Here is a 13,645-nt window from a genome sequence, read left to right on the forward strand (position 1 = left end):
TCCTCGATATATTGTTCGGGGCGGACCAACTCCGCCCCGCTGCGTCCGTCCGGCTTAGAGGCCGGCAAGCAACTCGTTCAGTGTCTGCTGACGCTGAGCCCACATCTCGATCACTTCATCACGTGTCATGATGTGCATAGGTGAACCGCCGGCCTCCATCTTTTTGGCAACGCGGGAATTGGCAAACATCTCGGGCACTGTTGCCGAGAGTTTCTCGATAACCTCGGGTGGAGTGCCTTTGGGCACCATCACGCCTCGGAAATTGACCGACGAGTTGTCGACGTCCAATCCCTGTTCCATCATCGTCGGCACGTCGGGCAGGAATGCGTTACGCTCGAGGTCAGCAACACCCAGAATTTTGACGTTGCCCGCTTCCTGCGCGCGGAACGCATCCGACAGGTTGTTGATACCGCCCAACACTTCACCGGCGATCACGGCTTTCATGGCCGCGGCCCCGCCACCTTTGGTCGGGATGTAGGCCATCTTGGTTCCCGCTGCCTTGTCGATCTGCAAGGCTGCAATGTGGTGACCCACAAAAAGACCCGCGCCGGAAACGGTCAGCTTGCCTGGGTTTTCCTTGGCAAAGGCGACAACATCCTCCATCGAGTTAAACTCACTGTCCGCGCCAACGACAAATACAGCCGGATCAGCGCCCCAGTTCGCGATGGGTTCAAAGCTGTCGGTCGAATATTCCACCCCGCCTTTGATCGACTGAGCGATAAAATGGGGGACGTTGTAGGCTGCCAGAGTGTAGCCATCCGGATCAGCCTGGGTGGCAAACCAGTTCCAGCCCACACGGCCACCTGCCCCGGGTTTGTTGATAATGGCAATGGGCATTCCAAGCGCGTCTTCATTACCGGATGTCATGGTGACAATGCGCGCCTGAAAGTCGGTCGCGCCTCCCGCGCCGTAACTGACCATCATCATGATCGGCCGTTCGGGGTACTCCTCTGCCACTGCGGCTCCTGTCAGGCTCATGAAGGCCAATGCGGCCCCTGCAATCATTCGTCTCATTTGCGTTTCCTCCCTAATTTAGTTCCCCGCGCCCTGCGCGGTTAGAACAGAATCTCTCTTGGTGTGTAGACGTTCAGAAGCATGGCGAAGAGCCCGTACATCACCGCCAAAAAGACTGCCGTGATGACGCCGCGCTTAACCCAGGTTTTGGTTTCGGAATGTGGGGCTGGATCATAAATCGACAGCAGAACGAAAAATGCGATGGCCGTCGCTGTGTAGAAGCCCAACGACTTGGCCGCCCAGAACACGTAGATCAGTGTAATGATCAAACCCGGCAACATGTTCAGGAACATCGTGCGTGTTACGCCATTCCCGACCTTGGACAAGCCCATTACCGCTTTGCCAAATGTCCATCCGGCCAGAACCACGAAAACTGATGCGATAAGACGCGGGAATAGGAATGCCTCGGCCGGTTGCTGGGTATAGCTGACCCAGGTCACCCATAGACCCACGGCAAAGACCAGACCCGACCCGAATACGTGTTGCGAGCGGTTCATGCCTGCGCCTCCTCTTTCGTGGTGTAGCGACGGTGGCGCAGTTCCATCCAGACTGAGTAAGCGATTGAGGCCAGCACCACTGCAATCAGCAACAGGTTCAGTCCACCGGTCAGGAAATACGAAGCCTTGCCGACGGTCGCGTCGGCGATCATCCCGCCTTGAATAAAGTTGGCTTCGGCGATGGGGCCAAGGATCAGACCCAGCACCAGCGGTGCGGCAGAGAATCCGAAACGTTCCAGAAAGAACATGCCGATGCCAAGACAGGCCATGACATAAACATCGCCCATCGAACCCTGCACCGAATAGGCCCCGAAGACCGACAGTGCCAGAACGATGGCTGCCATAACCGACTGCGGGACTTGGGCTACACGCGCTGCGAGACCGGCGACATAGAGGCCAAAGATGCACATCAAGACCTGCCCGATCAGCATCGAGTTGATGAAAGTCCAAGCCACGTCGGGATGGTTGTCGAACAGATCCGAACCTGGGAAAATCCCATGGATCAGCAATCCGCCCAGTAGAACGGCAGCGGTTGGGCTACCCGGGATCGACAGGGTCAGCAGCGGCACCAAAGATGGGCCTACCATCGCATTATTGGCCGATTCCGCGGCGATTACGCCTTCGGAATGTCCTGTGCCGAACTTGTCTTTTTCAGACGAGAACTTTTTGGTCTGGTCATAAGCGACGAGCCCGGCGATCTGCCCTCCGACGCCGGGGATCAGGCCGATGATCGAGCCGGTCAGCGTTCCGATGCTCAACGCGCGTGTGCGACTAAAGAGTTCGCGGAAGGCTTCGAGGATAGAATGCCGTTGCACCTCGATGACTTCGGCACCGGTGTTGTGGCGACCCTTGGCGAACATTGTCAGCACCTGCGGTATCGCGAACAGGCCAATCAGCGCGGCGATGATATTGATCCCGCCTCCCAAAGCAGGGTGAAAGATGAAGCGCTGCGCGCCCATGATGTCATCAAACCCGATTGTGGCCAGCCACAACCCGATACAGCCTGAGAGCAGACCTTTAACCACCGAGGCGGAATCCAGCGTCCCGATTACTGTTACGCCCAAAATAGCCAGCCAGAACAGATGTGACGGCCCGAAAGCCAAAGCCCATTTCGCCAGCGCCGGGGTTAGAAAGATCAGTAAAAGCACGCCAAAAATGCCACCTACGGCTGAAGCCAGAAACGACAATTGCAGCGCCCGCGCACCCTGACCTTGTTTGGCCATGGTATGCCCATCCAAGGTCGTTGCGATATTTGCTGGCGCACCGGGGATCTTGAGCAAGATGGCGCTGACTGCACCACCTGCGACTGTTGAAGTGTAGGCGGCACCCAGCAGGATCAGGCCCTGCGCCGCTTCCAGTTGAAAGGTGAAAGGGATCAATAGTGCGACCGCCATTGTTGGCGACAAGCCCGGCGTCGCGCCCAGGATGAGCCCCCCGATCGTGCCACCCAACAGCAGCATAAAAGACAGCGGCGTGAATACGTCTCCGAAGTAATAAATGAATTCCATTCAGGGACTCCCAACCCATCGGTTCACACTTTTACTTTTGTTGACAAATCAGGGTAGGCGATGAAAATAGTATTGCAAATGTTTTCATAAATTCGATCAAATGAGAGAATATTATGTCTAACTTTCAAAAGGGTAAGGTGGATATTGTGGCGGTCGCAAAGGCCGCAAAAGTGTCACCGTCAACAGTGTCGCGCACGTTCAATCACCCGAATTTGGTCAACCCCGCGACTCGGAAAAAGATCAATCGGGCGGTGCAAAGGTTGGGATATATCCGAAACCGTGCCGCGCAAACGATGCATGGCAAACGTTCCGGCACCATCGGCCTGGTCGTCCCCACGATCAACCACGCCATTTTTGCCGAAGTGATTCAGGCCTTCTCGGACTCAATCGACAATGCCGGGTTCAGCCTGTTGCTGGCGTCGCATGGATATGACCTCGATCGGGAATACGCGATGGTCCGAAAATTTCTTGAACATCGTGTCGACGGAGTAGCGCTGGTTGGATTGGAACATTCTGACGCCACCGCCCGACTGATCGAACAGCAGAAAATACCCGCGCTCGCTATATGGAATTTTTCGGAAGAATCCATCCTTCCTTGTGTTGGGGCCGACAATCGGCTGGCCGGGCGTCTTGCGACGGAACATCTACTGGGCTTGGGGCACCGTGACATTGGGCTGATATTTCCCCAAACCAATGGTAATGACCGCGCCCAACATCGAATATCTGCCGTGCATGCAGCGCTTAACGAAAAGGGTATTTCCGTTCCGAGTGAACATGAGTCTGAAGCCCCATATAGTGTATCGCAAGCTAAGCAAGCAGCCCTGACCCTCTTGACGAAGCACTCACGTCCTACGGCTCTGCTTTGCGGCAATGACGTCATTGCGCAAGGCGCATTATTTGCGGCCCAGAGCCTGGGGTTGAAGGTTCCAGACGATCTCTCGATCATCGGCATCGGAGACTTCAAAGGATCAGCGGATGTTGAGCCGGGCCTCACAACCATTCGCATCCCGGCAGAAAACATCGGCAAACTCGCAGGCGAGAGGTTCACCGACTACATTACGTCAGAACATCCAGAGCCTTTTAAAATTTGTTGCGAACTCGAGTGTGTCGTTCGAGGAACGACAAGCCCGGTGTCAGTATATTAACCTACTTGGACAGATTATTTCGCCAACTGAAATTGTTAGGCTCGGGAGCCATTGAATTCCGTTTGGTTGCGTGACTCACGGGTCGAAAAACGAGCGGTGAACATATGTGGTCTATTCTGGTTGAGCGACGCGCAGATGGCGCGGCTTGCACCTTTCTTTCCGAAGTCCCATGGCAAGCCCCGTGTTGACGATAAGAGTGTGCTGAGCGGGATTATCTTCATCAATCGCAATGGGTTAAGGTGGCGCGACGCACCCAAAGAATACGGGCCGCAAAAGACATTGTACAATCGTTGGAAGCGATGGAGCGATAAGGGTATCTTTGCTGGTATGTTGATTGGTTTGGCCGCAGATCACGGTGAAAAGAATACAGTCATGATCGACGCAACCTGCCTCAAAGCCCATCGCACGGCGTCGAGCCTTGCGGTGAAAAAGGGGGACGTAGCCGTCTGATCGGGCGGACAAAGGGCGGGATGAACACCTAGCTTCACGCGATCTGTGACAGCACTGGATGACCGTTGAACTTCTTCATAACCGCCGGTCAGGTCAGTTGATTACACCGGCGATCGGGCTCTCGTTTCCAGTCTACCAAAGGTCGATTGGTTGCTGGGTGATCGAGGCTATGACACTGATTGGTTCAAAGAAGCATTGAAAGACAAAGGAATACGCGCCTGTATCCCCGGTCGAAAACAACGCAAGACGGTAGTTCGATACGACAAGCGACGATACAAACGAAGTAACCGGATCGAGATCATGTTCGGCAGGCTGAAGGACTGGCGGCGAGTTGCAACAAGATACGACAGATGCCCGAAGGTCTTCCTGTCCGCAATCGCGCTCGCCGCACTCGTTATCTATTGGCTATGAGTCCTGAGCCTAGTTGGCCGCTTGAGTTTCCACCACAAACTTCCGAAACGTGTTTTTATCTGATCAATCGACCGAATACGGCATGATGTTGCCACCGCATACCATGCCTATCAGCACAGTGTAGCTCAAACCCGGAATGTGCTGCAGATTCACGGGTTTTCCCCTTGGCGCTAGGGTAAATTCAACCCATGTCGGCGACACATTATTTGAAGGAGACCCCCTATGTCGCGTCTATTGTTAGTTGTTGCCATCGCCATCATTGGCGGAGGGGCATACTATTTCGCCACAAAACCTGAACCAACACCGGCCGAACAGCTTCAATCGGCTGCCGAGGACGCATCCGACGCTGTTGGCGAGGCAGCCACAGCCATTCAAGAGGCTGCGAGCGATGCGGTTGAAGCGGCGACTGAGCAGGCGTCTGAGGCCGCATCTTCGGTTGCAGATCAGGCAAGTGAAGCGGCGTCATCTGTCGCAGAACAAGCCAGCGATGCAGCTTCCGACGCCGGAGAGCAAGTTGCTGCGCTCACGGCGCAGGGGCAAGAGCTGTTTAATTCCTGGGTTCAAGAGGGAATGCTGACTGCACAGAATTTTGACTATGACGCGCTGGTCACATCGATCCAGGACAGCACTCTGACTGAGGATGTTAAATCCAAAGCTCTTACGATTCTCGACGATATTAAAGCATCGCCCGAGCTGATCGTCGCCAAGATACAAGACCTGCGCAACTTGCTGACGCAGTAGTACGGCTCTTTGAACCAGCCCGGTTGGGGCTGGTTCAGCTAAGCTTGGGTACTTTGATTCCTTAGTGTCGCGATCGTGCAAAGTAATGCAGCAAACCCAAGAACGCTTAGTTCTGCAACACTGGGAAATACAATTTTAGATGTTTGTCAGAGTGTTACGTTGAAGTAGTTTCCACATTGTGTTGAACTTCCTTTCCAAAAGGATTGTAAAATGACCGCTCTGCCCGACTCCATGATTGCCATTGTTCAAACACATGACGGCTATTCAGGTACTGCCACCGGACCCGTTTTGGAAAAGGCATCGGATTGGTTGGCCGAAGCCGATCTGCCCTTGCCCGTTCCCGGGCCGGGTCAGGTGTTGATCAGATTGCGAACTGCCTCGGTTAACCCATCTGATATCCATTTTATCAAAGGCGAATACGGTCAGCCTCGGGTCAAAGGTGCTGCTGCAGGTTTCGAAGGATGTGGAGACGTTGTCGCCACAGGTGCCGGCGCTGAAGCCCTGCAGGATCAGCGGGTGGCGTTTGTTGCAGCAGGCTCAGGTGCATGGGCCGAATATGTCGTCACGCAAGCTCAGATGTGCATCCCTTTGCGGCCCGATATCTCAGACGAAGACGGTGCTGCGCAGATTGTTAACCCTCTGACAGCTATGGCGATGGTGGATATCGCGAAGAATTCAGGTGAGGCCTTTGTGGTATCCGCTGCGACCAGCCAACTCGGAAAATTGATGTGCAGCCTTGGGCGGGACCTTGGGTTGAAACCAATCGCATTGGTGCGACGAGCTGAGACGGTTGACCCGCTAAAGGCCCTCGGCGCTGCAGAGGTGGTGGTAACTGGTGGCGCTGATGCAGCCACGCAGTTCGCGACTATCAGCAAAAACCTAAAACCTCGTGTGTTCCTTGATGCCGTTGCAGACCAACTGTCCGAGCAAGTGTTTTGTGCCATGCCCAATGGCGCGCGCTGGGTGTGTTACGGCAAGCTCAGCACTGAATTGCCAAAGCTGACCCAGATGGGACAGTTGATCTTTATGAGCAAACGGATCGAAGGGTTTTGGTTGACCCGCTGGATGATGGACACGCCCCCGGCTGATCAAATGCGCGTTGTCGGCGAAGTACAGGCGCGATTTGCGGACGGACGCTGGCACACAGATGTTTCCGCAAGGCTTTCGTTGCGAGAAGTGCTGCCAAATCTGGCAGACGCTCTAAAAAAGAGTGACGGCAAGGTGATTATCACGCCATAGTAGAACGAAGCGCCGGACGTAACCGGCTGAGGGAGGGTGAGATTGGATAACGCACAGCTGCTGATCAGCGGGCTGGCGAATGGCTGCGTTTACGGCCTGATCGCTCTGGGCTTTGTTCTGATTTACAAAGCGACCGAGGCGGTGAATTTCGCGCAGGGCGATTTCATGATGCTGGGTGCGTTTGTCACTATCGGCCTTACGAATACTGAATATATGGGTCTGCCCTTCTGGCTGGCATTGCCAATCTCACTGATGATTATGGGGGCGTTGGGATATCTGATTGATCGGCTGATCATCCGTCGCTTGTTTGGCGAAAGCCAAACCGCGGTCGTGATCCTTACCATCGCTTTGGGCTTTGTGATCCGGTTTGCCGCCGGTCTGATCTGGGGGCACGAGCCACAAACGCTGCAGAATCCTCTGGCCGGAAAGGAAATCCGGTTTGGTGGACTGGTTCTAGGCATGGAAGATGTGGCTGTTATCGTCGTCACTATCCTACTAACCTGGGGCCTTTATGTGTTTTTCAGCAAGACCAAGCTGGGGCTTGCCATGCAGGGTGCGTCGCAAAACCAGTTGGCAGCCTATTACATGGGTATCCCGGTCAAGCGCGTTCAGGGGTTTATCTGGGCCTTGGCAGGAGTCGTTGCCGGAATCGCCGGAATATTATTCGCCGCCAAAGGCTCGGTTGATCCCACGACCGGATTGCTGGGAATCAAAGCCTTTGCGGCCGCAGTGATCGGAGGGTTCGGCAGCCTTCCGGGTGCATTGGCCGGAGGGCTGATTGTCGGAGTGATCGAACCTTTTGCCAGCCGTTATGTCGCCGCCGGATACAGCCAGATCGCACCATATGCGCTCTTGCTGGCGGTACTGATCTTTCGACCGCACGGGCTGTTCAGCCAGGTGCGGGTCAAGAAGGTCTAAGCGCCATGCGGGTTGTTTTCAAAACAAGCTATATGCAGGACATTCGCCCGTGGAAGGATGGCTATCAGCTTAGCCTCTATCTTATCCTTTTGGCGATCGTTACCGCTGCGCCCTGGTGGCTGGATGATTTCTATCTGGGTGAACTGACCAATGTGCTGATCTGGGCAATAGCCGGGCTCGGCCTGATGATCCTGACAGGTCATACTGGACAAGCCAGCCTCGGCCACGCCGCCTTTCTGGCCGTCGGATGCTATGCAAATGTTGTGCTCATAGAAGCGGGCGTACCTTTTCTACTGGCTTTCCCTGTGGCGGGCCTGTTGACCGGTATCGTTGGTGCAACGGTTGCCATCCCGGCCCTGCGCCTGCACGGCATCTATCTTGCGATTTTTACTTTGGCCCTGTCTGTGCTCATGGACGACATCATCGTTCTGGCCGAACCCATCACCGGAGGTGTCGCGGGTAAATATCTGGGTGGTGTCGAGATCTTTGGACATCTGGTCGATCGTTGGGCTACCCCGGCCCCGTTCTTCTGGCTGGTGCTGGCCGTCGCCGTTGTCGTGACACTGGGCTATATCAACCTATTGCGCGCGCCCTTGGGCCGCAGCTTCATCGCCGTACGAGACTCGGAGGTCTCAGCGCAGGCGATGGGCGTGGATATCGCGCGCACCAAGACGATCTCATTTGCCCTCTCCTGTGCAGTCACCGGGCTGGCAGGCGCACTGATGGGAATGTTTGCGGGAGCGTTCAATAACGAGACTTTCAGCGTCGTTATTTCGATCCAATTGCTTATGATGATTGTGATCGGCGGATTGGGTTCTATCCATGGCGCGTTTCTGGGTGCAATCGTGATCGGTTTCCTGCCGCAGTTCCTGTCGATCTCGAAGGAATATGCAGCGGCCATATTTGGCGGCAACACCGTTGCCATTCCGGGTTTGGAGTTCGGCATCTTCGGCATGATCCTGATCGCCTTCATCCTGTTCGAACCAATGGGCCTCTATGGCCGATGGTTGAAAATCCGCACTTGGTTCGAGCTATTCCCCTTCTACCGCAAGGACATGTTCAAACGGCAAAAATCGTATCTCAAGACGGAGCGTCTGAGATGAACTTGCTGGAGTTTGAAAGCGTCACCCTGAAATTCGGTGGTCTGACTGCGGTCGATAATCTGTCATTTGATGTTCAGGAGGGCGAGGTTTTTGCCATCGTTGGTCCGAACGGGGCTGGTAAATCTACTGTCTTCAATCTGATCTCACGATTTTACGATCCTTATGCGGGGGCGATCCGGTTCGATGGGCACGACTTGCTGCGCGTGAAACCTTCGGCCGTAGCGGCCTATGGTGTGGCACGTACATTCCAGAACATTGAACTGTTCGAACACGCGACCGTTCTACAGAACCTTCTGGTCGGGCGCCACCGGCACCGCTCAACCAACCTGTTCTCGGAAATTCTGTTTACGCCCGCTGCGCGCAAGCAAGAGATTGAAAACCGTGAAAAGGTAGAAGAGATCATCGACTTCCTCGACCTTCAGGCTTTCCGCGACAAGATGATCTCGGGCCTGCCCTACGGTGTACGCAAGGTGGTAGAGGTCGCGCGCGCGCTGGCCACCGATCCAAAACTCCTGCTACTGGACGAACCCGCCTCGGGCCTGTCGGTTGAAGAGACCACCGATATGCGCTGGTGGATCGATGATATCCGGCGGCAGATGGGGATCACCGTGCTGATGGTGGAACATGACATGGGACTGGTCTCGGGCGTTTCCGACCGGGTGCTGGCGATGGCAGACGGAGCGAAACTTGCGCTAGGAACCCCAGCTGAGGTTCAATCGCATCCAGCCGTGGTCGAGGCTTATCTGGGGAAAGCCTCATGAATGAGCCAATTCTCAGAATCCGCAATATCGAAAGCTTCTATGGCCCGATCATGGCCATTCGCGGCGTTTCGCTCGACGTGCATGCAGGGCAGATCGTCTCGATCCTTGGCGCGAATGGTGCAGGTAAGACGACACTAATGAAAACCGTCTCGGGCGTGATGGACCCCGAAAAAGGCACGATCACATTTGACGGCCAGCAAATACAAGGCTCCGAACCTCACAAGGTTGTTCAAAAAGGCATCGTACATGTGCCTGAAGGACGTGAGGTTTTTCCGCTACTGACCGTCGATGAGAACCTGAGCCTTGGCGCGTATACCCTGTCAGACAAAGGTCAGATCGATCACGATCGCGATCTGGTCTTTTCCTACTTTCCCGTTCTGAAAGAACGCCGGGGTCAAGAGGCCGGCACCTTGTCTGGCGGGCAACAGCAGATGCTGGCAATCGGGCGCGGTTTGATGGCCAACCCCCGTATCATGCTGCTGGACGAGCCCTCGCTGGGCCTGTCACCGTTGTTGGTGCAAGAGATTTTTGGCATCCTCAAGCGCCTCAATGACGAGCAGAAAATGACGATGATGCTGGTTGAACAGAACGCCAATGCCGCCTTGGAACTTGCCCATCATGGCTATGTTATGGAGATCGGGCGGATCGTCATGGATGGTGCCGCCGATGTATTGCTGCAATCCGAAGACATCCAGAACTTCTATTTGGGCGTTAAGGAAGAAGGCGCGCGGGAGAACCGCCGTTGGAAACGCAAGAAGACGTGGAGGTGAGCCGGATGGACGCAAGCCCCCTGCCCCCTCAGATCACGATCAACGGCGTGCAGTTCAACGCGACGCCCGGGCAGCGCCCGCTGCGGGTCGATGGTTGCGTGACGATTTGCGAGCTGTTCCAAAAACGTTTTGCCGAGTTGGGATCACGCACAGCGCATCGTGAAAAGGATTTCGGCATCTGGAAATCCTATTCATGGGCCGACTACTGGCAGCACGCCAGATGGATCGGGCTGGCCCTGCGCAAGTTGGGCCTGCAACGTGGCGAAGTTGTGTCAATCCTGTCCGAAGACCGTAAGGAATGGGCATGGTTCGATATGGGCATCCAATGCGTCGGAGGGATCGCCTCTGGCGTCTACACCACGGATTCAGCTGCTCAGCTGAAATATCTGATCAACGACAGTGGTAGCCGGTTTCTGATCGTTGAAGACGAAGAGCAGTTGGACAAGTTCCTCGAGGTAGAAGAGCAACTTCCAGATTTGCTCAAGGTCATTATCCTTGAAGACGAAGGCCTGCACGATCTCGACCATCCGCGTTGTATGATGATTGGGGACTTGTACGCTCTGGGGCGGCAGGCTGAGGCCGAAGAACCTGGCGCATTCGAATCGGAGATCGCTGCGGCCACGCCACAAGACACTGCCTTGCTCATCTATACTTCGGGCACCACCGGCAATCCTAAGGGCGCCATGCTAAGCCATGAAAACATCATGGCGGCGATCGAAGCTGGCGCCCATTCCCTGCCTTCTCAGTCGACCGACGAACAGCTATGTTTTCTACCGCTCTGTCATATCCTCGAGCGCGATGTGTCGATCTATTACCCACTGGCGATGAAAAGCACAGTGAATTTCGCCGAAAGCCCCGAAACGGTATTCGCCAACCTGCAAGAAGTCTCTCCCGCCACCTTTACCGCCGTTCCACGAGTGTGGGAGAAAATCTACTCGCAGGTCATGTTCATGGCAAAAGAAGCCACGCCGACCGGGCGTTTCGCCTTTGTGCAGGCGCTCAAGGCGGGCACGGCACGGGCTGATTACATCCTTACGGGCAAGCCTGTGCCCTCGCCGGTCGCCATGCGGTTCTGGTTCTGGGATCGGCTGGTATTGCGCAACCTCCGACGGATGCTGGGCCTAGACCGGCTTCGTCGGGGTGGTTCTGGTGCGGCGCCGATCTCTCCTGATCTGCTTAGATGGTATTGGGCCATCGGCGTACCAATTGTCGAAGGGTTCGGGATGACCGAGACTGCCGGCATAGCGGCGTTGAACACGCTTGGGGTCAATAAGATTGGCACCATTGGAATGCCAGTGCCCGGCAACGACATGCGTATTTCGGATGATGGGGAAATTCAAGTTAAAGGTCTGAACATTTTTCAGGGCTACTGGCGCAACAATGCCAAAACGGCTGAAAGCTTCACTTGCGACGGCTGGCTGCGCACCGGGGATATGGGGCATATCGACGAGGATGGCTTTGTCACCATCACAGGTCGCCTCAAGGACATCATCATCACTGCGGGCGGCAAGAACATCACGCCCGCCGAGATCGAGAGTGGATTGAAGTTCAGCCAGTACATCTCGGACGCGGTAATCATCGGGGACAGGCGTAAGTATTTAACTGCTCTGATCATGATCGATCAGGAGAACGTCGAGAAATTCGCGCAAGAGCGTAAGATCCCCTTCTCGAATTTTGCATCCCTCTGTGCGGCATCGGAAGTCACCGAACTAATTGGTGCAGAGATCAAAGCCGTAAACAAAGAGTTTGCACGGGTCGAACAGATCAAGGATTTTCGTTTGATCGATGTGTTGCTGACTGCAGAGGATGAAGAGCTGACTGCGACGATGAAACTCAAGCGTGGTCTTGTGGAAAAGAAACACGCACATCTCATTGAAGATATGTACAATTAGTTAAGGGATGACCCAACAGGGAGGAGAAATATGAAACAACTGATTAAGGGGTTTGCTGCAGCCACGGCATTAACTGCATCCGCCACAATAGGCTGGGCGCAAACCCAGGGTGTGAGCGATGATGAGATTGTCATTGGCTCTGTTAACGACCTCAGTGGCATTTTCGCTGCCGTGGGAGTACCGGCCACGAAGGGCGCGAATGTGGTCTTTGATCGGGTCAACGCTGAGGGCGGCGTTCACGGGCGTCAGATTCGCTTTGTGGTCGAGGATAACGGCTATCAAATGCCGCGCGCGATGCAGGGCTATAACAAGCTTCTGAACCGCGACAAGGTGTTTGCCATGTTGCAGTCGCTGGGCACACCAATGAATGTTGCCGGGTTCAAACTGCTGGACCCGAAAGGTATTCCCAACGTCGCTCCTCTGACCGCCGCGCGGCAGATGCTGCAAGAGCCGATGAAGAACAAGTTCACGTCGTTCTCGACCTATTACGACCAGGCGCGGATTGGAGTGAAATATCTAAACGGTGAATTCGGATCGCAAACCGTCTGCACAATGTATCTACCCACCGATTTCGGCGAGGAAATCCTGGAAGGCAGCAAAGCCGGAGCTGAAGAAGCTGGTATTTCGTTTGGTGCAGAGACCACCCATAAGCCTGACGAGACGGACTTCGTCGGTTCCCTGAGCAAGCTTAAGGAAGAGGGTTGCGATATCGTCACCATGGCCCTCGGCGTACGTCAGGCGATCACCGTTGTTGGAACGGCCAAAAAGATGGGCCTGACCGACATGAAATTCCTCGGAACCTCGGCCAGCTTTTTGACCGTGGTCGCACAGGTGCCCGGTGGCGTCACGGACGGATTTTATGCCGCGGCGTCTTGGCTGGACCTCTGGGCACGCGCGGAAGAACCTGCCCCGGCGGCGTTTATCGCGGAATACAAAGCGGCCACAGGTGAAGATCCTGTCGGTTTCTCAATGCTTGGCTATTCAGCCGCCGAAATGATGGTCAAAGCGCTTGAGGCCGCAGGGCCTGATCTGACCCACGAAAGTTTCATCGCCGCAATGGAATCGCTGGATTACATGGATGAACTGGTCGGCAACCAGATCACCTATGGGCCGGATGACCATCAGGGTGCTGATACTGTCTTTGTCAGCGTCGTTGAGAATGGTGCTTGGAAACTGGTTTACGAAGAATAAACCCA

At 55.1% G+C, this 13,645-nt stretch carries 12 protein-coding genes and 1 pseudogene; 10 read left to right on the top strand and 3 right to left on the bottom strand.

Annotation, left to right across the window (positions count from 1 at the left end):
- Positions 1 to 54 precede the first annotated feature (54 nt).
- The 3 genes from ACR3EJ_RS13095 to ACR3EJ_RS13105 are packed head-to-tail and all read right to left on the bottom strand — an operon-like array spanning position 55 to position 3,019.
- Positions 55 to 1,014 carry a Bug family tripartite tricarboxylate transporter substrate binding protein gene (locus ACR3EJ_RS13095; protein WP_170539621.1) on the bottom strand — a complete coding sequence of 320 codons (960 nt, stop codon included), beginning with the start codon at positions 1,012 to 1,014 and terminating at the stop codon, positions 55 to 57.
- 41 nt (positions 1,015 to 1,055) lie between these two features.
- Entirely contained in the window at positions 1,056 to 1,511 is a 456-nt protein-coding gene (locus ACR3EJ_RS13100; protein ID WP_170470138.1) for a tripartite tricarboxylate transporter TctB family protein, read from the bottom strand.
- Positions 1,508 to 3,019, bottom strand: a complete 1,512-nt coding sequence (locus ACR3EJ_RS13105) for a tripartite tricarboxylate transporter permease (protein ID WP_170539618.1) — start codon at positions 3,017 to 3,019, stop codon at positions 1,508 to 1,510. Before ACR3EJ_RS13105 ends, ACR3EJ_RS13100 begins: the two co-directional genes overlap by 4 nt.
- Before the next feature lie 113 nt (positions 3,020 to 3,132).
- Between ACR3EJ_RS13105 and ACR3EJ_RS13110 the strand changes: the two genes are divergently transcribed.
- The 10 genes and pseudogenes from ACR3EJ_RS13110 (at position 3,133) to ACR3EJ_RS13155 (ending at position 13,640) form a co-directional block, all read left to right on the top strand.
- A complete protein-coding gene (locus ACR3EJ_RS13110; protein ID WP_170539617.1) occupies positions 3,133 to 4,164 on the top strand; it encodes a LacI family DNA-binding transcriptional regulator in 1,032 nt (343 codons plus the stop codon).
- Between the two features lie 102 nt (positions 4,165 to 4,266).
- A pseudogene (locus tag ACR3EJ_RS13115) lies at positions 4,267 to 5,025 on the top strand (IS5 family transposase).
- A gap of 222 nt (positions 5,026 to 5,247) precedes the next feature.
- Positions 5,248 to 5,766, top strand: a complete 519-nt coding sequence (locus ACR3EJ_RS13120; protein WP_170539614.1) for a hypothetical protein — start codon at positions 5,248 to 5,250, stop codon at positions 5,764 to 5,766.
- Between the two features lie 210 nt (positions 5,767 to 5,976).
- Complete coding sequence (locus ACR3EJ_RS13125; protein WP_170539611.1) at positions 5,977 to 7,005, top strand: alcohol dehydrogenase catalytic domain-containing protein; 1,029 nt, start codon at positions 5,977 to 5,979, stop codon at positions 7,003 to 7,005.
- Positions 7,006 to 7,047: 42 nt separating this feature from the next.
- On the top strand, positions 7,048 to 7,923 hold the full coding sequence (locus ACR3EJ_RS13130; protein WP_010440044.1) for a branched-chain amino acid ABC transporter permease: 876 nt from the start codon (positions 7,048 to 7,050) through the stop codon (positions 7,921 to 7,923).
- Between the two features lie 5 nt (positions 7,924 to 7,928).
- Positions 7,929 to 9,026 carry a branched-chain amino acid ABC transporter permease gene (locus tag ACR3EJ_RS13135; protein WP_170539608.1) on the top strand — a complete coding sequence of 366 codons (1,098 nt, stop codon included), beginning with the start codon at positions 7,929 to 7,931 and terminating at the stop codon, positions 9,024 to 9,026.
- Positions 9,023 to 9,787: an ABC transporter ATP-binding protein gene (locus ACR3EJ_RS13140; protein WP_170539605.1), complete on the top strand. Its 765-nt coding sequence runs from the start codon at positions 9,023 to 9,025 to the stop codon at positions 9,785 to 9,787. The genes ACR3EJ_RS13135 and ACR3EJ_RS13140 overlap by 4 nt, the downstream gene beginning before the upstream one ends.
- Complete coding sequence (locus ACR3EJ_RS13145; RefSeq protein WP_170539602.1) at positions 9,784 to 10,557, top strand: ABC transporter ATP-binding protein; 774 nt, start codon at positions 9,784 to 9,786, stop codon at positions 10,555 to 10,557. The genes ACR3EJ_RS13140 and ACR3EJ_RS13145 overlap by 4 nt, the downstream gene beginning before the upstream one ends.
- 5 nt (positions 10,558 to 10,562) lie before the next feature.
- The gene (locus tag ACR3EJ_RS13150; RefSeq protein WP_170539600.1) at positions 10,563 to 12,449 is read left to right on the top strand and encodes an AMP-dependent synthetase/ligase; all 1,887 of its coding nucleotides are present in this window, start codon (positions 10,563 to 10,565) and stop codon (positions 12,447 to 12,449) included.
- Between the two features lie 30 nt (positions 12,450 to 12,479).
- Positions 12,480 to 13,640, top strand: coding sequence for an ABC transporter substrate-binding protein (locus ACR3EJ_RS13155; RefSeq protein WP_170539597.1), 1,161 nt, complete (start codon positions 12,480 to 12,482; stop codon positions 13,638 to 13,640).
- Positions 13,641 to 13,645 lie beyond the last annotated feature (5 nt).

The organism is Ruegeria sp. AB11 (assembly GCF_056536325.1).